Raw genomic sequence first — 26,340 nt, forward strand, 5'->3', positions numbered from 1 at the left:
ATCGGGAGTTCGATCATGGCACACAAAAAGGCAGGCGGTTCCTCGCGCAACGGTCGCGATTCCGCGGGTCGACGCCTCGGCGTCAAGAAGTTCGGCGGCGAAGCCGTCATCTCGGGCAACATCATCCTGCGCCAGCGCGGGACGCAGTGGCATCCGGGCACCGGTGTTGGCCTCGGCAAGGATCACACGATCTTCGCTACCGAGGAGGGATTCGTATCCTTCCGTCGTAAAGCCAATGGCCGCACCTACGTCTCCGTCGTCGCTCCGGCGGCGCTGGAGGCTGCAGAATAACCGGCTTTCATTTGGGAACGCCGGCGTCGCATCGACCCGGCCGACCGTGACGGTCAGAAGACAGGGGAGATGGGACACCATCTCCCCTTTTCTTTTGGCCCGACCGGGAGGCACCAATGCGGGACCAGGATTCGGAAGACACGCTCGACGACGAAGAACGGACCGTCCTGACCGCGCGGCTCGCTCTGCGTCGGCCCAGGACGGAAGATGCGGCGGTTCTCGCCGCGGCGATCGACAACCCGCGCGTGGCGATGAACCTCGTCAGCGTGCCGCATCCCTTTCGCCGCGCCGATGCGGAGGCCTGGATCCAGCAGGGCCGCAATTCGGCCTTCGGCCACGCGCATATTGCGGTCTCGCAGGGCGATGGCAGCCTGCTCGGCGCCAGCTTCCACCGGCCGAGCGCGACGCGTCCCGACGGTCATGATCTGTCCTTCTGGGTGGCGGAGCGGTTCTGGGGCCAGGGTTTCGGCACCGAGATCGCGCACGCGACGATCGATCATGCCTTTGGCGCAGGCGGGGTCGAGCGGCTCTGGTGCGCAGTGCGGGTGACGAACGGCCCGGCCCGCCGCGTGGCGGAAAAGTGCGGCTTCCAGTTCCGCGATACCGGCATGGTGCGCTCGCTGTCGGCGCGCGGTTCCGTTCCGGTCGAGCATTTCGTGCTCGAACGCCGGGTCTGGCAGAGCCTGAAGGCCTGGGGTCGCCCGACCCATGGCGACGGCGCCGCGACCTTCCTGTGGCCCCGCCCCTTGCAGGAGGAGGGCGAGCGATGATGACGATACGAGCGATGCTGCCCGAGAAGACGATCCAGACCGCCAACCTGCTGCTGCGCCCGCTGCGGCCCGGCGATGCCGCGGCCATTGTCGCCGGCCTCGACGATTTCGAGGTCACGCGATGGCTGGCGCGGGTTCCCTATCCCTATACCGACGACGAGGCCGAGCGCTTCCTTGCCTGGGAACGGTCGCAGCGCCCGGTCAGCGCCGAGCAGGTCTACGCCATCGATCGCGATGGCATGATCGGACTGATCTCGCTGCGCGACGCCGGCCCGGAGCCGGTGCTCGGCTATTGGCTGGCGCAGGCCCATTGGGGCAAGCGTTATATGAGTGAGGCCGTGGCGGCCCTGGTCGACGACACCTTCGCCGATCCCGACGTCACGACGATCCAGTCCGGCGTGTTCGAGGGCAATGAGCGCTCGCTCGCCATCCAGAAGCGGCTCGGTTTCGAGATCGTCGGTCGCTCGATCCAGCATAACCTTGCGCTTGGCCGCGATCTTGCGCATATCGACACAGCCCTGACGCGCGCGCGTCACTACGAGTTGAAAAAATGAAATTTCTCGACGAAGCCAAGGTCTACATCCGCTCCGGCGACGGCGGCGCAGGCTGCGTGTCGTTTCGTCGGGAAAAGTTCATCGAGTTCGGCGGCCCGGATGGCGGCGACGGCGGCCGGGGCGGCGACGTCTGGGCCGAGTGCGTCGATGGTCTCAACACGCTGATCGACTATCGCTACCAGCAGCATTTCAAGGCCAAGGTCGGCGTGCATGGCATGGGCCGCAACCTTGCCGGCGGCAAGGGCGACGACGTCACCCTGAAGCTGCCCGTCGGCACGCAGATCTATGACGAGGATGGCGAAACGCTGATCGCCGACATGACACATGTCGGCCAGCGCGTGCAACTGGCCCGGGGCGGCAATGGCGGCTTCGGCAATGCCCATTTCAAGACCTCGACCAACCAGGCGCCCCGTCGCGCCAATCCCGGCCTCGAGGGCCTGGAGCGCTGGATCTGGCTGCGGCTGAAGCTGATCGCCGATGCCGGCCTCGTCGGCCTGCCCAATGCCGGAAAGTCGACCTTCCTGGCCGCCGTCACAGCCGCCAAGCCGAAGATCGCCGATTATCCCTTCACCACGCTGCATCCCAATCTCGGCGTCGTGCGCAGCGACGGCCGCGAATTCGTCATGGCCGATATTCCCGGCCTGATCGAAGGCGCGCATGAGGGTGTCGGCCTGGGCGTCCGTTTCCTCGGCCATGTCGAGCGCTGCCGCGTGCTGCTCCATCTCGTCGACGGCACGCAGGAAGATCCGGCCGAAGCCTATCGCATCGTCCGCGCCGAGCTCGACGCCTATGGCGACGTGCTGGCTGAGAAGCTCGAAGTGGTGGCGCTGTCCAAGGCCGACGCCATTCCCGAGGAAGAGCTCGAGAAGCGCAAGAAACAGTTGGCCAAGGCCTGCGGACATACGCCGCTAGTTCTCTCCGCCGCCACCCGTGTCGGCATGGAAGGGGCGCTGCGCGCCATCGGCCGCATCATCGACGAAGGCAAGCTGGAAGACCCGAACATGCATCCGAGCGCCAAGGGCGAACCCTGGCGACCGTGAAGCTCATGAGACTATGCCGGCGGACTTCTGCCCGCCGGCCTCCCTCCTGAGCCTTGCAACGGGGCGTCGCCCCATCGGATCGAAGAGCACAGACACCATGAGCCTGATCGTGGAACAGACCGCCGACATCGCGGTGAAGCTCAAGCCGGAGAATTTCCGCCGCATCGTCATCAAGATCGGTTCGGCGCTGCTGGTCGATCGCGCCACCGGCCGTTTGCGCGAGGACTGGCTGGCCGCTCTCGTCGACGACGTGGCGCAGCTCGCCGCCGGCGGCCGCGAGATCCTGCTCGTCTCATCCGGCGCCATCGCGCTGGGGCGCGGCGTTCTCGGCCTGCCCAAGGGTGCGCTGAAGCTGGAGGAAAGCCAGGCCGCCGCCGCCGTCGGCCAGATCGCGCTGGCGCGGGCCTATTCCGAAATGCTCGGCCGCCATGGCCGCACCGCGGGCCAGATCCTGCTGACGCTGGGCGATACCGAGGAGCGGCGGCGCTATCTGAACGCGCGCTCGACCATCGGCACGCTGCTGAGGCTCGGCGCCATTCCCGTCATCAACGAGAACGACACGGTCGCCACCAGCGAGATCCGCTATGGCGACAATGACCGCCTCGCCGCCCGCGTCGCCTCGATGATGGGGGCGGACCTGCTGGTGCTGCTCTCCGATATTGACGGGCTCTATACCGCCCCGCCGCAATCCGACCCCAACGCCACCTTCATTCCTGTGGTCGAGCGCATCACCGCCGAGATCGAGGCGATGGCCGGCGGCGCCGGCTCGGAATTCTCGCGCGGCGGCATGAAGACCAAGGTCGAGGCGGCCAAGATCGCCACCGTGGCCGGCGCCGCCATGCTGATCGCGCTCGGCAAGCCGCAGAACCCGCTGAAGAGGGTTTCGGATGGCGCCAAGGCGACCTGGTTCCTGCCGGAACTGAACCCCGTCACCGCGCGAAAGAAGTGGATCTCGGGCCATCTGGAGACGCGCGGCGTGCTGGTGATCGACGATGGCGCGGTCAAGGCGCTGCGCTCGGGCAAGAGCCTGCTGCCGGCCGGCGTCCGGCGCATCGAGGGCCGGTTCCAGCGCGGCGATGCGATCATCGTGCAGGGGCCGAATGGCGAGGAGATCGCGCGCGGCCTGGTCGCCTATGACGCGGCCGACGCCGAACGCATCGCCGGCCGCAATACCAAGGAAATCGAAACGATTCTCGGCTTTGCCGGCCGGGCTGCCATGGTCCATCGCGACGACATGGCGCTTCGCGGCGAATAGGAAGATCATCATGACCACCTCCCTCCTCCGCGAGACGACGAACGGCAACCAGGCCGAGACGGTCGAAGCCGTGATGCTCGATATAGGCCGCCGCGCCCGCGCCGCCGCCCGGCGCATGGCGCTGGCCTCGACCGACGCCAAGAACGCGGCGCTGAAGGCGATGGCCGCGGCGATCCGCACCCGCGCCGACATCATCCTCGAGGCCAATGGCCGCGATGTCGCCGGCATGAAGACGGAAGGCGCCGCGGCATCCTTCCTCGACCGGCTGACGCTGACCCCTTCCCGCATCGAGGGCATCGCCGCGGCGATCGACGAGATCGCCACCCTGCCCGATCCCGTCGGCACGGTGATTTCCGCCTGGGACCGGCCGAACGGCCTGCATCTCGAGCGCGTCCGCACGCCGCTCGGCGTCATCGGCGTCATCTATGAGAGCCGTCCCAATGTGACCGCCGACGCCGGTGCGCTCTGCCTCAAGGCCGGCAATGTCGTGATCCTGCGCGGCGGCTCAGACTCGTTCCATTCCTCCGCCGCCATCCATGCGGCGCTCGTCGAGGGCCTGGTCGCGGCCGGCCTGCCCGCCGACGCCATCCAGATCGTGCCGACCCGCGACCGCGCCGCCGTCGGCGCCATGCTCTCCGGCCTCGACGGCGCGATCGACGTGATCGTGCCGCGCGGCGGCAAGAGCCTGGTAGCGCGCGTGCAGGAAGAGGCGCGCGTGCCCGTCTTCGCCCATCTCGAGGCGATCGTGCATGTCTATGTCCACGCCAAGGCCGATCTCGACATGGCGAAGACGCTGTTGGTCAACGGCAAGATGCGCCGCACCGGCGTCTGCGGCGCGACCGAGACGATGCTGATCGACCGCGCCATCCTGGACACCCATCTGGTGCCGATCCTCGACGCCCTGGTCGCGGCCGGCTGCGCCATCCGGGGCGATGCAGAAGTCTGCGCGCGCTTCCCGGCCGCGACGCCTGCGACCGAGCAGGACTGGTCGACCGAATATCTCGACGCGATCATATCGGTGAAGGTCGTCGACGGCGTCGACGAGGCGATCGACCATGTCGAGACCTACAGCTCGCACCACACCGACGGCATCATTACGCAGGATGAGGCGGTCGCGGCCCGTTTCCTGGCCGAGGTCGATTCCGCCATCGTCGTGCACAATGCCTCGACCCAGTTCGCGGACGGCGGCGAGTTCGGCTTTGGCGGCGAGATCGGCATCGCCACCGGCCGGATGCATGCGCGCGGGCCTGTCGGGCTCGAGCAGCTGACTTCGTTCAAGTACCGCGTCAACGGCACCGGGCAGACGCGGCCGTGAGCCTCGGCGAGGCCGAGATCCAGACCGTGATGGTGGACCCGGCGCTGCGTTCGGCCCTGAAGCTGCCTTTCGCGGCGCCCGGCCAGCGCATCGGCCTGTTCGGCGGCTCGTTCGATCCGCCGCACCAGGGCCACCTGACCGTCAGCCTGATGGCGCTGCGCCGGCTGAAGCTCGACGCCGTCTGGTGGCTGGTGACTCCGGGCAATCCGCTCAAGGACCATGCCCCGGAACAGCTCGGCCGCCGCGTCGCGGCGGCGCGCGCCATGGCGCGCCACCCGAAGATCCATGTCACCGCCATCGAGGCGACGCTGAAGACCCGCTTCACCGCCGACACGCTGGCGATCCTGTCGCGGCGCCTGCCCGGCGTCGAGCTGGTCTGGCTGATGGGCGGCGACAATCTGCGCCAGTTCCATCGCTGGCGCGACTGGCGCCGGATCGCCCGGCTGATGCCGATCGCCGTCTATGACCGGCCGGGCAGCACCTTCACCGCCACCGCCGCGCCGGCCGCCTTCGCGCTCCGCCGGCGCCGTCTCCGCGAAATCGACGCGGCCCGGCTGCCGACGCGCCGGACTCCGGCCTGGATCTACCTGCACGGGCCCCGAATCGCGCTTTCTTCGACGGAACTGCGCGCCAAACGCAATAAGAGTGCCGCCGCGTCTTGAAAGCGCCACAGCGTCGTGCCTATGTGCTTTTTTGCACGATTTCCATCGCGTGGAGCGCATCCGCTCCTGGCCAGATCGAAGGCCCAGCGCGCCAATGGCGAAAGGACTGACCACTGACGACGGCAATGCAGCCTGAGGACGCCATCCAGCGCGCGCCTCACCGAGTGGCCGTTAGCCGGCAGATTGCGGCGGACGAAGCTCTCAAAGCGATCCTCACCACCCTCGAAGATTCGAAGGCTGAGGATATTGTTTCCATCGATATCGCCGGCAAATCCGCCTTGGCCGACTTCATGGTCGTTGCCACGGGCAGGTCGCAGCGACATGTCAGCTCGATCGCGGAGCATATCAGCCGCGACCTGACTTTGGCCGGCGGACGCGTCGCACGCGTCGAAGGCGTGCCCCATTGCGATTGGGTGCTGCTGGATGCGGGCGATGTCATCGTCCACATCTTCCGGCCCGAAGTCCGTTCCTTCTACAATCTCGAAAAGATGTGGTCGGCGGACGAGTCGCTTTCGGCGCCGACCCCTGCCCGGGAACAGCCCGGCAGCTAAGGCCGTTCGATGCGCATCCTGATCGCCGCCGTGGGTCGGCTGAAAGCCGGCCCCGACCGCGCGCTCATCGAGCGCTACATCGACAGGGCCTCGCAGGCCGGGCGCAGTCTCGGCCTGACCCTTTCTGTCCGCGAATTTGTCGAGAGCCGCGCCCAGCGGCCCGACGAGCGCATGGCCCAGGAAGCGGCGACGCTGCTTTCCGCCCTCCCCGACGGCGCCATTCTGGTCGCGCTCGACGAGCGCGGCGAGACGCCGTCCAGCCCCGCCTTCGCCAAGCGCGTCGGCGACTGGCGCGACCAGGGCATCCGCGACCTCGTCTTCGCCATTGGCGGTCCCGACGGCCATGGCGACGCCATCCGCAAGCGCGCCGACCTCAAGCTCGCCTTCGGCGCCATGACCTGGCCGCACCAGATCGTCCGCCTGCTGCTGGCCGAGCAGGTCTACCGCTCGATGACGATCCTTTCCGGCCACCCCTATCACCGCGAATAGGCCGCCCTATATCGTCTGGGGCCCGTCGCGCTTCGGCCGCAATCCGCCGTTACGCTCGGGTAGTTGGAGGGTTGACGAGGTGTTAACACTTCGCTGCCAAATCTCGTCGCTGTTAACTCAGCTTTAGCCGTCGGGCGCCTGCACTTGGTTCGCATTCGGGTCTCTTTGCTGCCTCGACAGATGGGTCCCGTCATCAGTCGGGCTGCCCTTGTCGCGGCGCTGGCCGCCGGCACCGCCCTGCCCTCGCACGCCGTCGATTCGCCCCAGCCCACGGCCCAGGCCCAGCCGGCACCGCAGGGCGGCATCAGCGAGACCGAGCAGCAGCGCGCCGCCCGCCGCGCCGAACTCGACGCCATTACTCACGATATCGAGGTCACCGCCGAGCGCCAGGCGGCGCTGCGCTCCGAAATGGACCAGCTCGACCAGGACCGCATGACGCTGAACAAGTCCCTGATCGAAACCGGCGAACGGGCCCGTGGCCTCGAGCGCCAGATCGACGAGGCCGAACAGCGCATGGGCGGCCTGCTCGACGAGGAGAAGACCGTCCACGCCTCGCTGAGCGCCCGCCGCGGCGTGCTCGCCAACGTGCTGGGCGCTCTGCAGCGCATGGGCCGCAAGCCGCCGCCGGCGATTGTCGTCCGCCCCGAGGACGCGCTCGCCTCGGTCCGCAGCGCCATGCTGCTCGGCTCCGTCGTGCCGGAACTGCGCGTCGAGGCCGAGGCGCTGGCGACCGACCTGCAGCACCTCGTGGCGCTCAAATCGGAACAGTCACGCGAACGTGACCGGATGCGCGCCGACGCCAGCGCGCTCGCCGAAGAGCGCACCCGCATCGAATATCTGGTCGATGACAAGCGCAAGGCGCGCGCCCGCTCGGAGCAGCAGCTCGCCGAGGAGCAGGCGAAGTCGGAACAGCTCGCCAAGAGCGCGACCAGTCTCAAGGGGCTGATCGCCGATCTCGAAGGCCAGATTTCCGCCGCCGCGGCGGCCGCCGAGGCCGCGAAGCAGTCGGAAGCGGCCAATCAGGCCGCCATGGACGATGGTCGCGCCTCGCGCCGGCCGGAAAACCTCGGCGCCGCCGACCGCATCGCGCCGGCCGTCGCCTTTGCCTCGACCAAGGGCCTGCTGCCCAAGCCGGTCAATGGCGTGCAGCTGAAGACGTTCGGCGACCCGGATGGGCTGGGCGGTACCAGCCAGGGCCTGTCGCTCGCTACCCGCGCCTCGGCACGGGTTTCCTCGCCGTCGGACGGCTGGGTGGTCTATGCAGGACCGTTCAGATCCTACGGACAACTCTTGATCATCAACGCCGGCGGCGGATATCATATCCTGCTGGCAGGTATGGAACGGATCGACGTCGAATTGGGACAGTTCGTTCTCGCAGGGGAACCTGTGGCGCTGATGGGATCGCGGTTGCTGGCAAGCAGCAGCACCGTAGGCATTGGCGCAACGCAGCCCGTGCTCTATGTCGAATTTCGAAAAGACGGTAACTCGATCGACCCGGCCCCATGGTGGGCCCGATCCAACGACGAAAAGGTTGGCGGATGATACGCAACGCTTCGCTCCTCCTGGCCGGCACCATCATCGGCGCAACGGCCGCTGTGACGCTCACCCAGGTTCCGAGCCTGATTCCGGGCGTCGCGCATGCCGCCGTCTCGGATACCTACCGGCAGCTCAATCTGTTCGGCGACGTGTTCGAGCGGATCCGCTCGGACTATGTCGAGCAGCCGGATGACAGCTCGCTCATCGAGGCGGCGGTCAATGGCATGCTGACCTCGCTCGATCCCCATTCGAGCTACATGAACCCCAAAGACTTCAAGGACATGCAGGTCCAGACCCGCGGCGAGTTCGGCGGGCTTGGCATCGAAGTGACCATGGAGGACGGCGTGGTCAAGGTCGTGTCGCCGATCGACGACACGCCCGCCGCCAAGGCCGGCATCCTGGCCGGCGACCTGATCGTGGCGCTGGACGGCGAAGCCATCCAGAACATGAATCTGAACCAGGCCGTCGACAAGATGCGCGGCGCGGTCAACACGCCGATCACCGTGACCATCCAGCGCAAGGGCACCGAGAAGCCCTTCGACGTGAAGATTGTCCGCGACGTCATCCGCGTCCAGTCGGTCAAGTCCCGCGCTGAGGGCGACATCGGCTACCTGCGCATCTCCTCGTTCAACGAGCAGACCTTCGACGGCCTCAAGGCCGCGATCGACAAGCTCAAGGCGGATATCGGCAAGGACAAGATCAAGGGCTACATCCTCGATCTGCGCAACAATCCGGGCGGTCTGCTCGACCAGGCCGAATATGTCAGCGACGCCTTCCTCGAAAAGGGCGAGATCGTCTCGACGCGCGGCCGCCATGCCGACCAGAACATGCGCTACGACGCCCATCCGGGCGACCTGACGGACGGCAAGCCGGTGATCGTGCTGATCAATGGCGGTTCGGCCTCGGCTTCGGAAATCGTCGCTGGCGCCCTGCAGGACCAGAAGCGCGCCACGATCCTCGGCACGCGTTCCTTCGGCAAGGGCTCGGTGCAGACGATCATCCCGCTCGGCTCCAACGGCGCGATCCGCCTCACCACGGCGCGCTACTACACGCCGTCGGGCAAGTCGATCCAGGCCAAGGGCATCGATCCGGACATCCAGGTCGTGCAGGACCTGCCGCCGGAGCTCAAGGACAAGATCACCGACACCAAGGGCGAGGCATCGCTCAAGGGCCACCTCACCAATGAGGGCGGCGGCGACGAGGGCACGGGCTCGCAGGCCTATGTCCCGCCGGAGGCGAAGGACGACAAGCAGCTGCAGCAGGCGATCGGCCTGCTCGACGGCAAGCAGGCCAATGCGGCCTTCCCGCCAAACGCCGCGGCCGCTGTGCCGAACTAATCCAAGACGGCGCCCCTCGGGGCGCCGTTTTTCTTTGCGCGGCGCCACGGCCTCGAGACCTACGCCAAGGCCGCTCCAGCGCCCTGCAGACGCCTGGGACGGCCGGCACCGTGCCGGCGGCCCCCATACTCCCGGCGAAGCGCAGCAGGGCCCCAGGCGCCCGCTCCCCGCCTTCGCACGCTTGGAAGCAGCGGTTGAGCTGGCCTGTGCACAGGCGACCCTGTCACGCTCGATCCCTTCGAGCCATGCTATCGTCGCGCCAACGCAATCCCCGCCCCATCGCTTCGAGGGGCAAATTCCGAATGGTCCATCATGTCCGCCAAGAAACCCGTCGATCCCACCTCGCTGCCCTACCGTCCCTGCGTCGGCACCGTCGTCTTCAATAGGGATGGCCTGGTGTTCATCGGCGAACGCTCGCCCAATGCCGAGCTGACTCCCGGCGATCCCGTCTGGCAACTGCCGCAGGGCGGCATCGACAAGGGCGAGGATCCCCTACCCGCCGCCCGCCGCGAGTTGTTCGAGGAAACGAGCATCCGGACGGTTTCGCTGCTCGCCGAGGCCGAAGGCTGGTTCGACTACGACCTGCCGCCGGAGCTGGTCGGCATCGCGCTCAAGGGCAAGTATCGCGGCCAGCGGCAGAAGTGGTTTGCCTTCCGCTTCGATGGCGACGAAAGCGAGATCAACGTGCTGGAACCTGGCGACGGCAGCGCCGAGGCGGAGTTCATCTCCTGGCGCTGGGAGCCGCTCGAGCACCTGCCGTCGCTGATCGTGCCGTTCAAGCGCAAGGTCTACGAGCAGGTCGTCTCGGCGTTCCGGCATCTGGCGCCCTGAAACCGGCGGGCCGGACAGATATCTGTATGCTTAACAGATGATAAGGCGGACGTTCATTCTGGGTTCAGCATGGGGCGGCTACAACCGGGTCACCAACAAAGAGGATGACCCAGATGAAGAGAATTCTTCTCGCCACCATCGCCCTGTCGATGTTCGCCACGCCCGCCGCCTTTGCCCAGCAATACCGCGGCGACCGGGACCAGGGCCGCGGCCATGGCGGCTACGAGCAGCAGCATCGCCAGCCGCAGATGAAGAAGCACGACTACCGCAAGCGGTGGTCGAAGGGTCAGCGCGTGCCGTCCCAGGCGCGTGGCAACCGGGTCGACTACAAGCGTCATCATCTCAAGGCGCCGCCGCGCGGCTACCAGTGGGTCGAGAATGACGGCCAATACCTGATGATCGGCATTGCCAGCGGCCTGATCGCGGCGATCGCCAACGCCGGCCGGTAAGGCCATCGATCCCGGCGACGGCCTTCAGGCCGTCGCTACTTCCGGACAGTCCGAACAGCAAAAAGCCCGCCATCGACCGGAAGGTCCATGGCGGGCTTTTCTGTATCTCGATCTCGCGGCCGGAGCCGCGAAAGATCAGTGTCCGAGGGCTTCGCGGATATCCTGAAGCTGCTGCAGCTTGGTCTGCGCCACCGTGCGTTGGGCGTCGTCGCGGGCATCCGCGACGTCTTCCTCGGCATTGCGGATCTCGAGCGCGAACGCTTCGGGATCGAGGCTTTCCAGCGGAATCGCCTGCTCGGCGAGGATGGTCAGGCCGGCCCCGTTCACGTCGGCGAAGCCGCCGCGCACGAAGAACTTCTGAACACCGCCGCCAACCTGGGTGACGACAACGCAGCCCGGCTTGATGGTCGCCATGAAGGGAGCATGGTCCTTGAGGACCGTGAACTCGCCATCACTGCCCGGGACCACGACCGACACGACCGACTCCGAAAGCAGGAGCCGCTCGGGTGAGACGAGTTCGAACGGGAACGGTTCTGCCATGTTGGGCTCTTTCTCTCGTCAGACGATCAGGCTGCTGCCGCGAGCTTCTTCGCCTTGGCAATCGCTTCCTCGATCGTGCCGACCATGTAGAAGGCGGCCTCGGGGAGATGATCGTAGGCGCCTTCGCAGAGGCCCTTGAAGCCCTTGATCGTGTCTTCGATCTTGACCTGGACGCCCGGCGAACCCGTGAAGGCCTCGGCGACGTCGAAGGGCTGCGACAGGAAGCGCTCGATCTTGCGGGCGCGGGCGACGGTGAGCTTGTCCTCTTCGGAAAGCTCGTCCATGCCCAGAATCGCGATGATGTCCTGGAGCGACTTGTAGCGCTGCAGGATCTGCTGGACCTGACGGGCGACTGCGTAATGCTCTTCGCCGACGATCGCCGGGGTCAGCATGCGCGAGGTCGAGTCGAGCGGATCCACGGCCGGGTAGATGCCCTTTTCCGAGATGGCGCGCGACAGAACGGTCGTGGCGTCAAGGTGGGCGAAGGAGGTGGCCGGCGCCGGGTCGGTCAAGTCGTCGGCCGGCACGTAGATGGCCTGCACGGACGTGATCGAGCCCTTATGCGTGGTGGTGATGCGCTCCTGCAGCTGGCCCATGTCGGTCGCCAGCGTGGGCTGGTAGCCCACGGCCGACGGGATACGGCCGAGCAGAGCCGACACTTCCGAACCCGCCTGGGTGAAGCGGAAGATGTTGTCGACGAAGAACAGCACGTCCTGGCCCTGATCGCGGAAGTTCTCGGCGACGGTCAGGCCGGTCAGGGCGACGCGGGCGCGGGCGCCCGGGGGCTCGTTCATCTGGCCGAACACGAGCGCGCACTTCGACTTGACGGCCGGATCGGGATTGTGCGGATCGGCATTCACCTTGGCGTCGATGAACTCGTGGTAGAGGTCGTTGCCCTCGCGGGTACGCTCGCCCACGCCGGCGAACACGGAGTAACCGCCGTGCACCTTCGCGACGTTGTTGATCAGTTCCTGGATCAGAACGGTCTTGCCGACGCCGGCGCCGCCGAACAGGCCGACCTTGCCGCCCTTGGAATACGGTGCCAGCAGGTCGACGACCTTGATGCCGGTGACCAGGATCTCGGCCGAGGTGGCCTGCTCCGAATAGGACGGAGCGGGAGCATGGATCGGACGCAGGCCTTCGGCCTCGACCGGACCGGCTTCGTCGATCGGCTCGCCGATGACGTTCATGATGCGGCCGAGCGTACCGACGCCGACGGGAACCATGATCGGACCGCCGAGGTCCTTGACCCGCTGGCCGCGGACGAGGCCTTCCGACACGTCCATGGCGATGCACCGCACGGTGGATTCGCCGAGATGCTGGGCGACCTCCAGTACGAGGCGGTTGCCGTTATTGTCGGTTTCGAGCGCGTTCAGGATCGCGGGCAGATGGCCATCGAACTGCACGTCGACGACGGCGCCGATAACCTGGGTGACGCGGCCGGAGCCGGCCTGCTGATTGGTGTTCGCCATGGTGTTCAACCTTCCAAAAATCCGGTCAGAGCGCCTCGGCGCCCGAAATGATCTCGATCAGTTCCTTGGTGATCATCGCCTGGCGCGTCCGGTTGTAGCGGAGCGTGTACTTCTTGATCATCTCGCCTGCGTTGCGCGTGGCGCTATCCATCGCCGACATCTTGGCGCCCATCTCGGACGCCACGTTTTCGAGGAGAGCACCCAGAATCTGGACCGAAATGTTGCGCGGCAGCAGATCCTCGAGGATCCCTGCTTCGTTCGGCTCATATTCGTAGTTCGGCGCGACCGCGCCGGCATCGCCGGCCGGGAGCTGCGCCGGAATCACCTGCTGCGCCGTCGGGATCTGCTGAATCACCGAGCGGAACTTGGCGTAGAACAGCGTCGCGACGTCGAAATGGCCGTCTTCATAGAGCTGCAGCAGCTTGCGGCCGATCGCGTCGGCATTGACGAAGCCGATCTGCTTGACCGTGCGAAGCTCGATCAGCTCGATGATTTCCGTCTGGAACTGGCGGCGAAGGATGTCGTAGCCCTTCTTGCCAACGCAGAGGATCTTCACCGTCTTGCCGTCGCGCTGCAGGCGCAGCGCGTGATCGCGGGCGAGACGGGCGATCGACGAGTTGAACGCACCGCAGAGGCCGCGCTCGGCCGTGCAGACGACGAGAAGATGCGTCTGATCGGAACCGGTGCCGGCCAGGAGCTTCGGACCGTCGTCGGTGTTGACGCCAGCCGCCACGTTGGCGAGCACTGCGTTCATGCGCTCCGCATACGGACGCGCGGCTTCCGCGGCAGCCTGGGCACGACGCAGCTTCGCCGCGGCGACCATCTGCATCGCCTTGGTGATCTTCTGCGTCGCCTTCACCGAGGCGATGCGATTCTTTAGTTCCTTGAGGCTCGGCATGAGCGTCCCTGTCGGTCGGACTGAGATCCGGGTCGCACGAGGCGACCCGGTTCAGACCTGGATTCAGGCGAAAGACTTGGCGAAACTGTCCAGCGCGGCCTTGAGCTGCGCACGGAAGTCGTCATTCAGCTCGCGCTTGTCGCGGATGCCATCGAGAAGCGCCTTGTGCTCGCTGCGAAGCGAAGCCAGCAGGCCTGCCTCGAATGCGCCGACCTGGTTGACTTCGATGCGATCGAGATAGCCGTTCACGCCGGCATAGATCACCGCGACCTGCTCCTCGACCTTCAGCGGCGAGAACTGCTGCTGCTTCAGGAGCTCGGTCAGGCGGGCGCCGCGATTGAGCAGCTTCTGCGTCGTCGCGTCGAGATCGGAGCCGAACTGCGCGAAGGCAGCCATTTCACGATACTGCGACAGCTCGCCCTTGATCGGGCCGGCAACCTGCTTCATCGCCTTGATCTGGGCGGCGGAGCCGACGCGCGACACCGAGAGGCCGACGTTCACGGCCGGGCGGATGCCCTGGTAGAACAGGTCGGTCTCGAGGAAGATCTGGCCGTCGGTGATCGAGATCACGTTGGTCGGGATGTAGGCCGACACGTCGTTGGCCTGCGTCTCGATGATCGGCAGAGCGGTCAGCGAGCCATTGCCATTGTCGTCGTTCAGCTTTGCTGCGCGCTCGAGCAGGCGGGAATGCAGGTAGAAGACGTCGCCCGGATAGGCTTCGCGGCCCGGCGGACGGCGCAGCAGCAGCGACATCTGGCGGTACGCCACGGCCTGCTTCGACAGATCGTCATAAACGATCAGGGCGTGCATGCCGTTGTCGCGGAAAAACTCGCCCATGGCGCAACCGGCCATCGGGGCCAGGTACTGCATCGGAGCCGGGTCCGAAGCGGTTGCCGCGATGATGATCGAATATTCGAGCGCGCCGCGCTCCTCGAGCACCTTCACGAACTGCGCGACGGTCGAACGCTTCTGGCCGATGGCGACATAGACGCAATAGAGCTTCTTGCTCTCGTCGCCGCTGTCGTTGATCGACTTCTGGTTCAGGATGGCGTCGAGCGCCACGGCGGTCTTGCCGGTCTGGCGATCGCCGATGATCAGCTCGCGCTGGCCGCGGCCGATCGGGATCATGGCGTCGATCGCCTTGAGGCCGGTCTGCATCGGCTCATGCACCGACTTGCGCGGGATGATGCCCGGCGCCTTGACGTCGACGCGGCGACGCTCGGTGAACTCGATCGGGCCCTTGCCGTCGATCGGATTGCCGAGCGCGTCGACGACGCGGCCGAGCAGACCCTTGCCGACCGGCACGTCCACGATGGCGTTGGTACGCTTGACCGTGTCGCCTTCGGCGATGTCACGGTCGGAGCCGAAGATCACGATACCGACATTGTCGGTCTCGAGGTTCAGGGCCATGCCGCGGGTTCCACCGGGGAACTCGACCATCTCGCCGGCCTGGACATTGTCCAGACCGTAGACGCGGGCAATACCGTCACCGACCGACAGAACCTGTCCGACTTCGGAAACCTGAGCCTCGGAGCCGAAATTCTTGATCTGCTCCTTGAGGATTGCGGAGATTTCAGCGGCGCGGATGTCCATCAGCCGACCTCTTTCATAGCGATCTTGAGTGAATTGAGTTTGGTGCGAAGCGACGTATCGATCATGCGGCTACCGACCTTGACGACCAGGCCGCCGATCAATGCCGGATCGACATTCGAAGAAAGCGTGACGTCCTTGCCGATCTGCGCCTTGAGCGCTTCCTTCAGCGCTGCGGTCTGCGGATCGGAAAGCGGCTCGGCGCTGGTCACCTCGGCGGTGACCTCGCCGCGATGCTTGGCGAGAAGCTGGCGGAAGCCAGCGATCATGCCGGGAACGGCGAACAGGCGGCGATTGCTCGCCGCGACCTTGACGAAATTGCCGACCAGGCCGCCGATTTCGGCACGCGCCAGAACGGCCGAGACAGCGCGAAGCTGGTCGTCCGCGGCGAATACCGGGCTCTGGACGAGGCGGACGAGATCGTCGCTCTCGCTCAGCAGGGCCGTGAAACGGGACAGATCGGCGTCGACGGCGTCAACCGCGCCGCTCTCGAGGGCCAGATCAAACAGTGCCGTCGCGTAACGTCCGGCGACCCCTGATACGAGAGTTTTGTCTTCTGCCACCTGATCCTCGCTCTGTGACGCGCCCCCACTTCCGGGTTGGTCCGGATGCTGCACGCAACGCCTTGAACGTATTGAAGATTTTTTCGACGGATGGAAGCCGTCAAAAACGGCATTCCCCGAAGCCGCGCGTTCGTTAGCACAGCATCCGGCGACTCGCAACAAGGCCCGTCCCCGGAATCGACCAGAAAGGCCGGCAAGCGCCCTCCGCGCCGGTCAAAGGAAGCTCTGCGGATCGATATCGACCTGGACCCGGAGGCTGCCGCGCACGGGCGGTGCCTCGGCCAGCCACTGGCGCAGGAAGGCCTGCAGGTCGACGGACCGGGGCGCCTGCACGAGAAGGCGGAAGCGGTGGCGCCCCCGCAGCACCGCCAGCGGCGCCTCGGAGGGCCCGAGCACCATGACAGGGCCACTCTCCGGCGCGCTCCGGCGCAGCGCCATCGCATAGCCATAGGATGTGGCACGGTCGGCGGCTGAGATGATGATCCCGGCCAGCCGTCCGAAGGGCGGCAGCACGGCGATTCGCCGCGCCTCGATTTCGCGGGCGTAGAACGCCTCCCGGTCGCCGGATGCGATCGCCGCGATCACAGGATGCTCCGGCGCATAGGTCTGCAGCAGCGCGCGGCTCTCGCCGCCGGCGCGGCCGGCGCGTCCGGTCACCTGCGCCAGCAGCTGGAACGTCCGCTCCGCCGCCCTGGGGTCGCCATGGGCAAGCCCGAGATCGGCATCGACGACGCCGACCAGCGCCAGCAGCGGAAAATTGTGGCCCTTGGCGACCAGCTGGGTGCCGATGATGATGTCGGCGGCGCCCCGGCGGATCGCGTCGAACTCCTCGCGCATCTTCTTCACCCCACCGAGCAGGTCGCTCGACAGCACGATTCGCCGCGCATCGGGGAAGCGCGTGGCCACCTCCTCCGCCACCCGCTCGACGCCCGGTCCGCAGGCGACGAGGCTGTCCTCGGCGTCGCAGACCGGACACTGGTCCGGCCGGCGCTCGTGGTGGCCGCAATGGTGGCAGACGAGCTGGCCGCGAAAGCGGTGATCGACCAGCCAGGTCGAACAGTTGGGACACTGGAAGCGATGGCCGCAGCTGCGGCAGAGCGTCAGCGGGGCATAGCCGCGCCGGTTGAGGAACAGCAGCGCCTGGCCCTTGTTGGCGATCGTCTCCTCGATCGCCTGGATCAGCGACGGCGCCAGGAAATGGCCGCGCTCCGGCGGGTCGATGCGGAGGTCGATCGGCTTGATTTCCGGCAGTTTCGCGGCCGCATAGCGGGCCGAGAGCACGAGGCGCCGATAGCGGCCCTGATCGGCATTGACCCGGCTTTCGATCGATGGCGTCGCCGAGGCGAGCACGACCGGGAAGCCGCCTATGTGCCCGCGCACCACCGCCATGTCGCGGGCGTTGTAGATGACGCCCTCTTCCTGCTTGTAGGCGGTATCGTGCTCTTCATCGACCACGACGAGCCCGAGCTTCTGGAACGGCAGGAACAGCGCCGAGCGCGCGCCGACGACGGCCTGCACCGCGCCCGTGGCCACGCCGCGCCAGACCCGTTCGCGCATCCGGGGCGGCATTTCGGAATGCCACTCGGCCGGCCGATGGCCGAATCGCCGGGCGAAGCGGTCGAGGAAATCGACCGTCAGCGCAATTTCCGGCAGCAGCACCAGCGCCTGCTTGCCAAGGCGCAGCGTTTCGGCCAGCGCCTCGAAATAGACCTCCGTCTTGCCCGAGCCGGTGATGCCGTCGATCAGCGTGACCGAAAACGCCCCCTCGTCGACGCTGGCGCGCAGCAGCTTCGCCGCGTCGTCCTGGCCGGGATCGAAGGTCGGCCGGGCAAAATCGGGTTCCGGCGGCAGGGTCAGGGGCGGCGGCGGCAGCATCACCGCTTCGAGCACGCCCTGCTCCACCAAGCCATTGACGACGCTCGAGGAAACGGCGGCAAAGCCGGCAACCGCGGTCTTGGGCATCGGCTCGCCGCCGGCGAGCGCGTCGAGGACGCGCTGGCGCGCCGCCGTCATCCGGTCGGGCTCTCTGCCGGCCAGGCGCAGCGCGGCGACCGCGCGCTCCGGCTCCAGCGCATCGGGCGCGCGCAGCACCATCCGAAGCACCATGCCGCGCTGGCTCAGCGTGTAGTTCGCGACCCAGTCGACAAACCGGCGCAGCGTCTCGTCGAGCGGCGGCGAATCATAGTGATGCAGGATCGCGCGCAACCGGTTGTGGCCGACCGAGGGGTCGACGGGATCGTCCCAGACCGCGCCGATCATCTCGCGCGGGCCAAGCGGCACGCGCACGATATCGCCCGGCGACAGCTCCATACCGGCCGGCACTTTGTAGGTGTAGGGTCCATCCACCGCCAATGGCAGCAGGACGGACACGGTGCGGCCCAATTCCAATCCGAAATCCCCGGAGCGACGAAGCAGTCGACGTTGCCGCCTTCATGCCCCAGATAATAGCCTTCCCTCAATCAGGCGAGCACCATGATCCTCGAACATGCCCTTCTTACGGTGAAGCCAGGCCAAGCCAGCGCCTTCGAGGACGCCATGAGCAAGGCAGCGCCGCTGATCGCCGCCAGCCCCGGCTTCCTGGGCCTGGAGGTGCGGCCGTCGATCGAGGCGCCCGGCACCTACCTCCTGCTGGTGCGCTGGGAAAGCCTGACCGATCACGATCCCGGTTTCCGCAGCTCCGATCGCTACCAGCACTGGAAGGCGCTGCTGCACGACTTCTACGATCCGTTTCCGACCGTGACCCATTTCTCCGAGCCGCTGCTGCTTTAGGCGAGGCGGGAGGTGCCCCCCAAAAGGGCCCTCGCCCAACCCTCCCCCCAAAGAGAGGACCTCCAGACAAATGTGGTGCAAGTCCCGACTTCCAACATCCTGAGGAGGCTTGCGCAGCAAGCCGTCTCGAAGGACGCACCACCTGAGGGCAAATCTCGGTACCGACACCGCTCTGCGTGCTTCGAGACGGCCCTCCGGGCCTCCTCAGCATGTTGAGGATTGTATTGCGCGTCTCCCTATGAGAGGCGCCGTGTTCGCCGCAATGCGCCTCTTAACCCGGCATAAACCCCGTTCGCAGGTAATGGAGCCATGTCCACACCGCCCCTCGTCATCGCCGCCCGTGACACGCTCGAGCAGATCGAAGCGTGGGGCGAGCACCTGCGCGGCGAACGGCGCCTGTCGCCAAAAACGCTCGAAGCCTATTCGCGCGATCTCGACCAGTTTCTATCGTTCCTGACCAGCCATATCGGCAATCCGCCGACGCTCGCCGATTTCGCCGCCATCCGCACGGCCGACCTGCGCGGTTTCATGGCGACGCGGCGCTCGTCCGGTGCTGGAGCACGAACCCTGGCGCGCGGCCTGGCCGGCATCCGCTCGTTCATCGGCTTCCTGGAGCGCGAGGGACATGCCAATGGCGCCGCCTTCCGTGCGATGCGCGCGCCGCGTCAGCCCAAGACCCTGCCCCGGCCGCTCGCCGCCGCCTCGGCCTTGCGCGTCGTCGAGATGGATGAACAGCTCGACGAGGAGCCATGGGTGGCGGCCCGCAATGCCGCCGTGCTGGCGCTCTGCTACGGCTCGGGGCTGCGTATCTCGGAGGCGCTCGGCATTCGTCGCGCCGACGCACCGCTCGATCCCGCCGCGACGCTGCGCGTGACCGGCAAGGGCGGCAAAATCCGCCTGGTGCCGGTGCTGCCGGTGGTGGCCGAAGCGGTCGCGGAATATCTGCGCCTGGCGCCGTCTCAGTCGAAGCCCGATGGACCGCTGTTCCTCGGTGTCCGGGGCGGGCCGCTCAAGGCGCGCATCATCCAGCTTGCCATGGAAAAGCTTCGCGGCGCGCTCGGCCTCGCCGAAAGCGCCACGCCGCATGCGCTGCGGCACTCCTTCGCGACGCATCTGCTCGCCAATGGCGGCGACCTCCGTGCCATCCAGGAATTGCTGGGCCACGCCAGCCTGTCGACGACCCAGGTCTATACCGCAATCGACACGGAGCGCCTCCTCGCCGTGTTCGAGAAGGCGCATCCGCGCGCCGGCAACAACAGGCAGGCCTGAGCTGCGAGACGAAAGCAAGACCCTCACCCCGCCCTCTCCCGCAGACGGGAGAGGGCGTTCTGGCGGGCGAACTTAATCGACTGTGAGTCTCAACAAGCTCGACCGCCCCTCGCCCGCCTGCGGGAGAGGGATGGGGTGAGGGTCTTCTGGCGGCTACACCGCGACGAGTTCGAACACCGCCTGGTCGATCGTGAACGAGCCGTCGGGCTCGATCGCGAAATGCTGGCGCACCGGCTCCGACATCGCCGCCTGCAGGGCGCGAATCGCCGCGACTTGAACTTCCGGCGTCCGCATCCGCCCAACCCAGGCGTCGAAATTGAGCGGCAGGCGGCGGCGCGTCACGCCGACGACGGCAAAGCCCGCCCGCGCCGCGATCTCCGTCCATTCGGCCACGGAATAATTGCGCACATGCGAGGGATCGCGCAGCATTTCGAAGGTCTGCAGGAAGGTGTCGCTGACCGGCACTTCCGGCGCGATGACGTCCGAGATCACCGCCGTGCCGCCGGTCTTCACAACGCGCCGCGCCTCGCGGATGCCCTGGCGGACATTCTGCCAGTGATGGGCCGAATAGCGCGACAGCACCACATCGAATTCGCCGTCAGCGAAGGGCAGCTTTTCCGCCGCGCCCTGCTGCGTGGTCAGGTTGCCGAAGCCGCGCTTGGCCGCCTCGGCCGCGACCGCCTCCAGCATGCCGGCCGACAGGTCATAGGCCACCACCGAGGCGACGACCGGCGCGACGCCATAGGCCACATGGCCGCCGCCGCAGCCGAGGTCGATGGCGCGGGCGTCCGACGTGCGGGCGGCGATCTCGACCATCTGCTGGAGGTCGGCGCCCTGGGCGTGGACGATGCTGGAGACATAGGCCGAAGCCTGGGAACCGAACTGCTGCACGACCAGGCCGTCATGGCTCTGTCGCGGGGCGGCGGCGTCTTGGGTCGATTGGGTCATGGCTGGTTTTCCGCGCGGTCGATCTTGTCGGTGGTGATCATCGGCCGTCGCCGCAGGATTTGCCAGCCGGCGGAAACCCGTACCAGATCCTGTTTTATCCTGGTATAAGCGGTGACATGATCCCGGAAACCGATACCGTCCGACGCCGCGAGCTCGGCGAATTCATCCGCGCCCAGCGCGAGCGGCTGCAGCCGGCCATGTTCGGCCTCGATCCCGGCACGCGGCGACGCACGCCGGGGCTGCGCCGCGAGGAGCTGGCGCAGCTTTCCGGCGTCAGCTCGACATGGCTGAGCTGGATCGAACAGGGCCGGGAGATCTCGGTCTCGGCGACGGCGCTGGGGCGCTTGGCGCGGGTGATGCGGCTGACGCCGGCGGAGCGCGCCTATCTGTTCGATCTGGGCGGCCGGCGCGACCCGCAGGCGGGCGAAGACAACAGCGCCGATGCCCTGCCGCCGGGCCTCGCCGACACCCTGCTGGCGCTGCCAACGCCGGCCTATGTGCTCGACCGGTCCTGGACGGCGATCGCCTGGAACGCCGCGGCGGCGCATCTCTTTGTCGGCTGGCTCGACGGCAAGCCGCCCGCCGCCAGTGTTTCATGTGAAATGAACCTGCTGCGCTACCTGTTCACCTCCCCGGCAGCCCGCAGCCTGATCGAGGACTGGGACAGCCGGGCACGACGCATCGCGGCGGAATTCCGCGCCGATTACAGCCGGCATCTGGAAGCCCCGGAAATGCGAGCCCTCGTCGAGGAGCTGACGCGAGCGAGCCCGTTCTTCGCGGAAGCCTGGGAGGCGCGTGCGGTGGTCGACCGCGAGGGCGGCCTGCGCACCTTCACCCATCCGCAGGACGGCTTCCTGCGCTACGAGCAGATCACCTTCCTGCTGGCGCGCCATCCCGACATCAAGCTGGTGATGCTGGCGCCTTCAGGCGCGGGGTAGCGCCCGTCGACTTCCGCCCCTCGCCGGCATCTCCAACGCACGCGGTCATCCCGGCGAAGGCCGGGAGGTGGATTCACATTTGAAGTGCAACACTTGTTGTGAGAAGGCCTCGGCCGGGGTTTGGAAGCCGAGGCATTTGCGCGGCGTGTTGTTGTAGGCGGCCATCATGCCGATCAGCGTACGGCTGTCGAGAGTGGCGAGATCGGTCTTGCGCGGCAGGAAGCGGCGCATGCGGCCGATGGCGTTCTCGATGCCGCCCTTCTGCCACGGCGCGTGCGGATCACAGAAATAGGTGTCGATGCCGATGGCGCCGAGTTCATAGTGGCGGGCGAACTCGGTGCCATTGTCGAAGGTGACGGTCTTGCGGCAGGCCGGCGGCAGGGTCTGCAAGGCCGCGGTCAGCGCACCGGCGACCGGCTCGGCCCGCTTCGAGGGCAGCGGGCTGCCGATCAGCACCCGGCTCATGCGGTCGTGCAGAAACAAGAGGTTCTGGCCATAGCGAGCAAAGGCCATCAGGTCGGCCTCCCAATGGCCGGGCGTCTGGCGGTCCAGCACGTCGCGAGGCCGCTCGGCCAGCGGCACCCGATGGCGCATATGCAGGGCCGGACTGCCGCCCTTGCGGGCGCGCCAGCCGCGCCGCGACTTGGCCCGGGGCAGGTAGTTGCGCCAGGTGAAGTCGTTGTGCTGGCGGATCTGGGCATAGATGAAGCGATAGATGCTCTCATGGCTGAGGCGCATCGGGCCGTCGCGCCGGAGCCGGCCGGCGATCTGCTCGGGCGACCAGCCGGTCTTCAACTGGCCGAGCACCCGCTCGCGCAGGGCGGCATCGCGATCGAGCCGGCTACCGTTCCAGCGCCGCGCCTGCGTCTGGGCGTCGGCATAGAGCGGCTGATAGCCCACCTGGCTGCCGGTGTTGCGCTTCAGTTCCCTGGCAATGGACGATGGCGCGCGACCCAAAGCTGCAGCGATCTTCCGGATCGAGGCGCCTTCGTCTGATAGACGGGCAATCTCGATCCGCTCCTCAAGCCCGAGCTGGCTGTACTCTCGTCCCATCGCAACACCTTAAGCTGGTGTTGCACTTCGTTTGTGAACTTAGGGGATCCATACAGCCATGCGGACGGGAGGTTTGCTCGATACGTCTCCAGCTGGATGGATCCTCGCCTTCGCGAGGATGACGCCGGAGGCAGACGGGCTTGTCAGTTGTCTGGATGGCAAGCGTGGGGTCGCCATCCAGTTGAAGCGGCGCGGATCCCAAAAGATCAGGCGGCGACGACGCCGTAGCGGGTGGCGGCCTCGATGGTGAGGCCGGTGCCGACCGAACCGAAGGTGTCGCCGTCGACGACGCGCGCCTGGGGCACGGTGCCGAGGATCGCGGCGTGCACATGCGCCAGCCGCGTCGAACCGCCGGTCAGGAACACCGCGTCGATCGCGTCGGCGCCGAGGCCGGCATCGCGCAGGCAATCCTGAATCCGCGCCGCGATCTTGTCGGCGAGGCCGCGCGTCTTGTCGACCAACACGGCCCGATCGACCGTCATGGCGAGGCCGCGCTCGATCCAGTCGAGCAGCACCTGCACCTGCGGCTCGTCGGACAGCGCGATCTTGGCCGCCTCGACGTCGATGGCGAGGCGGTGGCCGCCATGCTCCTCGACGACATGGATCAGCCGCTCGATCAGTTCGGGGTGCTGCGCCTCGCGGCGCACCTCATGCAGTTGCTGTATGACGCCGCGCTCATAGAGGCGGTTGATCGAGGACCAGGTGGCGAGGTCGTGATAATAGCCGCCGGGAACCGGCAGGCCGGCCCGCTTCATCCCCGTGCCGAAGCCGAGCAGCGGCATAGCCGTGCCGATCGAGAGATAATGGTCGAAATTCGTGCCGCCGATGCGGATGCCGTCATTGGCCAGGATGTCGTCCATCCGGTCGGCCTTGTGCCGGCGCTCGGGACCGAGGCGTACGATGGAAAAATCCGAGGTGCCGCCGCCAATATCGGCTATCAGCGCCACTTCCTCGTGGTTGACCTGCCGCTCGTAGTCGAGCGCGGCGGCGATCGGCTCGTACTGAAAGGAGATGTGCTTGAAGCCGACTTCCTTGGCGATCGCCTCCAGCGCTTCCTCGGCCTTGCGGTCGCCGTCGGGGTCGCTGTCGACGAAGTGCACCGGCCGGCCATGCACGACCGCGTCGATCGGCGCGCCGGAGACTTCTTCGGCCCGGCTTTTCACGATGCCGACATATTGCGAAATCACGTCGCGGAACGAGACCCGGCCCCGGCCGATGGCGGTCGATTCATGGATCAGCGAACTGCCCAGCACGGATTTCAGGCTGCGCATCAGCCGGCCATTGGTGCCGTCGACATAGGCGCGAATGGCGGCGCGGCCAACGGCCGGCGGCGCACCATTGGGCGTGTAGAAGATCGCGCTGGGAATGGTGACGCTCGCCCCTTCGAGCGCGACCAGGGCCGGGCCGTCGGCGGTGGAAACCCCGAGCGTCGTGTTGGACGTGCCAAAGTCGAGGCCGCAGGCTACCATGATCGAGAACTCCGTGAAGGGCCGGTCTGGTTAAGGGGTCGAGACGACCGGATCAAGGCCCGCGAACGGAAATATCGCCGCATTGCAGCATAGTTCTTTCAGCATGAAACCAATGTTGATTTGGTCTCATCGAAGGCATGTCGGATGCACGCAACGTCTGGGAGGCGCCGATTCGCGGTGCCGGGGATAGGGGAATAGACGATGCGAACCGTAACCATTGACGAGGCGTTGAACGCCGCCGGAACCGGGGCGTTCCAGCGCCGCCTGTTCCTGATCTTCGGCCTCGTCTGGACGGCCGACGCCATGCAGGTGCTGTCGATCGGCTTCACCGCGCCCTCGATCGCCAAGACCTTCGGCCTGACCTTGCCCGTGGCGCTGCAGACCGGCACGATCTTCTTCGTCGGCATGCTGATCGGCGCGGCCCTGTTCGGCCGCCTCGCCGACCGCATCGGCCGCCGCAACCTGCTGATCGTCACCGTGCTGCTGGACGCCTTGTTCGGCCTCGCCTCGGCCTTCGCCACCGATTTCACCATGCTGCTGGTGTTCCGCTTCATCACCGGCCTCGCCGTCGGTGGCACGCTGCCGGTCGACTACGCGATGATGGCCGAATTCCTGCCGGCCAACCGGCGCGGCCGCTGGCTCGTGGGCCTCGAAGGCTTCTGGGCCGTCGGCACAGTGATCGTCGCGCTCGCCGCGTGGTATGCGGCGGCCCAGGGCATGGTCGATGGCTGGCGCTTCATCTTCATCATCACCGCGCTGCCGGCGCTGATCGGCCTCGCTCTGCGCTTCTGGGTGCCGGAATCGCCCTTCTACCTGCTGCGAACCGGCAAGCCGGCGGAAGCCAAGGCGGTGCTGGACCAGATCGCCACGACCAATGGCAAGCCGGTGCTGGGCGGCCAGCTGGTCGACAAGCAGGAGGCCCGCCTGCCGCTCTCCGCCCTGTTCTCCGGCCCCTATGCCCGCCGCTCCTACCTGATCCTCGCGGCGTGGCTGCTGGTGTCGATTTCGTATTACGGCATCTTCGTCTGGCTGCCGGGCAAGCTGGTCTCGGCCGGCGAGCACTACGGCTTCCTGCGCGGCTATGGCTTCCTCGTGCTGCTAGCATTGGCCCAGATCCCCGGCTATGCGCTGGCCGCCTATGGCGTCGAGCGCTGGGGCCGCAAGCCGACCCTGATCGCCTTCCTGCTGCTTTCCGCCGTTGGCTGCTTCCTCTACGCCATCCTCACCGATCCGACCGCCATCGGCGCCGCGATGATGCTGATGAGCTTCGCGCTGCTGGGCACCTGGGGCGCGCTCTACGCCTTTACGCCGGAGCTTTACCCCACCTCGCTGCGCGCCAGCGGAATGGGCCTGGCGGGCGCCATGGCGCGTCTGGGAGGCCTTCTCGCCCCCACGGTAGTCGGCGCCGTCGTCGCCTACTCGTTCAACGTCGCGCTCGGCCTGTTCTCCGTGATCCTGCTGCTCGGCGCCCTCGCCACGGCGGCGATCGATGTCGAGACCAGGCAGAAGCCGCTAACGTAGAGCGGCTGGGGGCGCAAACCCTCACCCCTACCCTCTCCCGCAAGCGGGCGAGGGGCCCCGCCTGTGTTTGTCGAGGCACCGAGCCATGGAAGAGCGCCGGCCGAAAAGCCCTCTGCCGCGTACGGGAGAGGGCGGCTGGGGGGCTTGCTTGGCCATTCCGTCATCTCGACAAAACGAAAAAGCCGGCGCCCTTCCGAGGAGGGGCGCCGGCTTTTTGTCGTCTGCCAAAT

General features: G+C 66.9%; 26 protein-coding genes. 17 read left to right on the forward strand and 9 right to left on the reverse strand.

What is annotated here, in order from left to right:
* Nucleotides 1-15: 15 nt before the first annotated feature.
* The 13 genes from rpmA to ACHMWQ_RS02265 all read left to right on the forward strand — a co-directional run bounded on the left by rpmA (nt 16) and on the right by ACHMWQ_RS02265 (nt 11,080).
* Nucleotides 16-291: a 50S ribosomal protein L27 gene (gene rpmA / locus ACHMWQ_RS02205; protein ID WP_266331625.1), complete on the forward strand. Its 276-nt coding sequence runs from the start codon at nt 16-18 to the stop codon at nt 289-291.
* 116 nt (nt 292-407) lie between these two features.
* Nucleotides 408-1,061 (forward strand): GNAT family N-acetyltransferase, encoded by a 654-nt coding sequence (locus ACHMWQ_RS02210; RefSeq protein WP_396306246.1) that lies wholly within the window; start codon nt 408-410, stop codon nt 1,059-1,061.
* On the forward strand, nt 1,058-1,615 hold the full coding sequence (locus tag ACHMWQ_RS02215) for a GNAT family N-acetyltransferase (RefSeq protein ID WP_396306247.1): 558 nt from the start codon (nt 1,058-1,060) through the stop codon (nt 1,613-1,615). Before ACHMWQ_RS02210 ends, ACHMWQ_RS02215 begins: the two co-directional genes overlap by 4 nt.
* The gene (gene obgE / locus ACHMWQ_RS02220) at nt 1,612-2,655 is read left to right on the forward strand and encodes a GTPase ObgE (RefSeq protein WP_354554061.1); all 1,044 of its coding nucleotides are present in this window, start codon (nt 1,612-1,614) and stop codon (nt 2,653-2,655) included. The genes ACHMWQ_RS02215 and obgE overlap by 4 nt, the downstream gene beginning before the upstream one ends.
* A gap of 97 nt (nt 2,656-2,752) precedes the next feature.
* Nucleotides 2,753-3,910: a glutamate 5-kinase gene (proB, locus tag ACHMWQ_RS02225; protein ID WP_354554063.1), complete on the forward strand. Its 1,158-nt coding sequence runs from the start codon at nt 2,753-2,755 to the stop codon at nt 3,908-3,910.
* 10 nt (nt 3,911-3,920) lie between these two features.
* Nucleotides 3,921-5,225, forward strand: a complete 1,305-nt coding sequence (locus tag ACHMWQ_RS02230; RefSeq protein ID WP_396306248.1) for a glutamate-5-semialdehyde dehydrogenase — start codon at nt 3,921-3,923, stop codon at nt 5,223-5,225.
* A gap of 29 nt (nt 5,226-5,254) precedes the next feature.
* Nucleotides 5,255-5,887, forward strand: a complete 633-nt coding sequence (locus ACHMWQ_RS02235; protein WP_396306320.1) for a nicotinate-nucleotide adenylyltransferase — start codon at nt 5,255-5,257, stop codon at nt 5,885-5,887.
* Nucleotides 5,888-6,012: 125 nt separating this feature from the next.
* On the forward strand, nt 6,013-6,438 hold the full coding sequence (gene rsfS / locus ACHMWQ_RS02240) for a ribosome silencing factor (RefSeq protein ID WP_266331634.1): 426 nt from the start codon (nt 6,013-6,015) through the stop codon (nt 6,436-6,438).
* 9 nt (nt 6,439-6,447) lie between these two features.
* Nucleotides 6,448-6,927, forward strand: coding sequence for a 23S rRNA (pseudouridine(1915)-N(3))-methyltransferase RlmH (gene rlmH / locus ACHMWQ_RS02245; RefSeq protein WP_266331636.1), 480 nt, complete (start codon nt 6,448-6,450; stop codon nt 6,925-6,927).
* Nucleotides 6,928-7,107: 180 nt separating this feature from the next.
* On the forward strand, nt 7,108-8,469 hold the full coding sequence (locus ACHMWQ_RS02250; protein WP_396306249.1) for a murein hydrolase activator EnvC family protein: 1,362 nt from the start codon (nt 7,108-7,110) through the stop codon (nt 8,467-8,469).
* A complete protein-coding gene (locus ACHMWQ_RS02255) occupies nt 8,466-9,800 on the forward strand; it encodes a S41 family peptidase (protein ID WP_266331638.1) in 1,335 nt (444 codons plus the stop codon). The genes ACHMWQ_RS02250 and ACHMWQ_RS02255 overlap by 4 nt, the downstream gene beginning before the upstream one ends.
* 312 nt (nt 9,801-10,112) lie before the next feature.
* Entirely contained in the window at nt 10,113-10,631 is a 519-nt protein-coding gene (locus tag ACHMWQ_RS02260; RefSeq protein WP_396306250.1) for an RNA pyrophosphohydrolase, read from the forward strand.
* A 113-nt stretch (nt 10,632-10,744) separates the two neighbouring features.
* On the forward strand, nt 10,745-11,080 hold the full coding sequence (locus ACHMWQ_RS02265; RefSeq protein ID WP_396306251.1) for an RcnB family protein: 336 nt from the start codon (nt 10,745-10,747) through the stop codon (nt 11,078-11,080).
* A gap of 135 nt (nt 11,081-11,215) precedes the next feature.
* Here the strand turns inward: ACHMWQ_RS02265 and ACHMWQ_RS02270 are convergent, their stop codons facing one another.
* The 6 genes from ACHMWQ_RS02270 to ACHMWQ_RS02295 all read right to left on the reverse strand — a co-directional run bounded on the left by ACHMWQ_RS02270 (nt 11,216) and on the right by ACHMWQ_RS02295 (nt 18,525).
* On the reverse strand, nt 11,216-11,620 hold the full coding sequence (locus ACHMWQ_RS02270; protein WP_396306252.1) for a F0F1 ATP synthase subunit epsilon: 405 nt from the start codon (nt 11,618-11,620) through the stop codon (nt 11,216-11,218).
* Nucleotides 11,621-11,646: 26 nt separating this feature from the next.
* Nucleotides 11,647-13,092 carry a F0F1 ATP synthase subunit beta gene (atpD, locus tag ACHMWQ_RS02275; RefSeq protein WP_266331641.1) on the reverse strand — a complete coding sequence of 482 codons (1,446 nt, stop codon included), beginning with the start codon at nt 13,090-13,092 and terminating at the stop codon, nt 11,647-11,649.
* A gap of 25 nt (nt 13,093-13,117) precedes the next feature.
* Nucleotides 13,118-13,990 carry a F0F1 ATP synthase subunit gamma gene (locus ACHMWQ_RS02280; protein ID WP_396306253.1) on the reverse strand — a complete coding sequence of 291 codons (873 nt, stop codon included), beginning with the start codon at nt 13,988-13,990 and terminating at the stop codon, nt 13,118-13,120.
* A 63-nt stretch (nt 13,991-14,053) separates the two neighbouring features.
* Nucleotides 14,054-15,583 (reverse strand): F0F1 ATP synthase subunit alpha, encoded by a 1,530-nt coding sequence (gene atpA, locus ACHMWQ_RS02285; protein ID WP_354554077.1) that lies wholly within the window; start codon nt 15,581-15,583, stop codon nt 14,054-14,056.
* Nucleotides 15,583-16,143, reverse strand: a complete 561-nt coding sequence (locus tag ACHMWQ_RS02290) for a F0F1 ATP synthase subunit delta (protein ID WP_354554227.1) — start codon at nt 16,141-16,143, stop codon at nt 15,583-15,585. Before ACHMWQ_RS02290 ends, atpA begins: the two co-directional genes overlap by 1 nt.
* A gap of 213 nt (nt 16,144-16,356) precedes the next feature.
* Nucleotides 16,357-18,525: a primosomal protein N' gene (locus tag ACHMWQ_RS02295; RefSeq protein ID WP_354554229.1), complete on the reverse strand. Its 2,169-nt coding sequence runs from the start codon at nt 18,523-18,525 to the stop codon at nt 16,357-16,359.
* A 90-nt stretch (nt 18,526-18,615) separates the two neighbouring features.
* Here ACHMWQ_RS02295 and ACHMWQ_RS02300 point away from each other — a divergent pair, with 90 nt between their 5' ends.
* Together ACHMWQ_RS02300 and ACHMWQ_RS02305 are read left to right on the forward strand one after the other, a co-directional pair.
* Nucleotides 18,616-18,912, forward strand: a complete 297-nt coding sequence (locus ACHMWQ_RS02300) for an antibiotic biosynthesis monooxygenase (protein WP_354554079.1) — start codon at nt 18,616-18,618, stop codon at nt 18,910-18,912.
* 309 nt (nt 18,913-19,221) lie between these two features.
* On the forward strand, nt 19,222-20,181 hold the full coding sequence (locus ACHMWQ_RS02305) for a tyrosine recombinase XerC (RefSeq protein ID WP_396306254.1): 960 nt from the start codon (nt 19,222-19,224) through the stop codon (nt 20,179-20,181).
* Between the two features lie 153 nt (nt 20,182-20,334).
* On the opposite strand, the gene ACHMWQ_RS02310 is transcribed toward ACHMWQ_RS02305, so the two are convergent.
* Nucleotides 20,335-21,129 (reverse strand): class I SAM-dependent methyltransferase, encoded by a 795-nt coding sequence (locus tag ACHMWQ_RS02310; protein WP_396306255.1) that lies wholly within the window; start codon nt 21,127-21,129, stop codon nt 20,335-20,337.
* A gap of 116 nt (nt 21,130-21,245) precedes the next feature.
* On the opposite strand from ACHMWQ_RS02310, the gene ACHMWQ_RS02315 reads away from it, so the two are divergent.
* Complete coding sequence (locus ACHMWQ_RS02315) at nt 21,246-22,067, forward strand: helix-turn-helix transcriptional regulator (RefSeq protein WP_396306256.1); 822 nt, start codon at nt 21,246-21,248, stop codon at nt 22,065-22,067.
* A gap of 45 nt (nt 22,068-22,112) precedes the next feature.
* Here ACHMWQ_RS02315 and ACHMWQ_RS02320 read toward each other — a convergent pair whose 3' ends face one another.
* Together ACHMWQ_RS02320 and ACHMWQ_RS02325 are read right to left on the reverse strand one after the other, a co-directional pair.
* On the reverse strand, nt 22,113-23,120 hold the full coding sequence (locus ACHMWQ_RS02320; protein WP_396306257.1) for an IS30 family transposase: 1,008 nt from the start codon (nt 23,118-23,120) through the stop codon (nt 22,113-22,115).
* 206 nt (nt 23,121-23,326) lie between these two features.
* Nucleotides 23,327-24,589 (reverse strand): Hsp70 family protein, encoded by a 1,263-nt coding sequence (locus tag ACHMWQ_RS02325; RefSeq protein WP_396306258.1) that lies wholly within the window; start codon nt 24,587-24,589, stop codon nt 23,327-23,329.
* Nucleotides 24,590-24,790: 201 nt separating this feature from the next.
* Between ACHMWQ_RS02325 and ACHMWQ_RS02330 the strand changes: the two genes are divergently transcribed.
* Nucleotides 24,791-26,110: an MFS transporter gene (locus ACHMWQ_RS02330; RefSeq protein ID WP_396306259.1), complete on the forward strand. Its 1,320-nt coding sequence runs from the start codon at nt 24,791-24,793 to the stop codon at nt 26,108-26,110.
* The last annotated feature ends 230 nt before the right edge of the window (nt 26,111-26,340 follow it).

The organism is Kaistia sp. UC242_56, assembly GCF_044452255.1.
GTDB classification, from domain to species: domain Bacteria; phylum Pseudomonadota; class Alphaproteobacteria; order Rhizobiales; family Kaistiaceae; genus Kaistia; species Kaistia defluvii_A.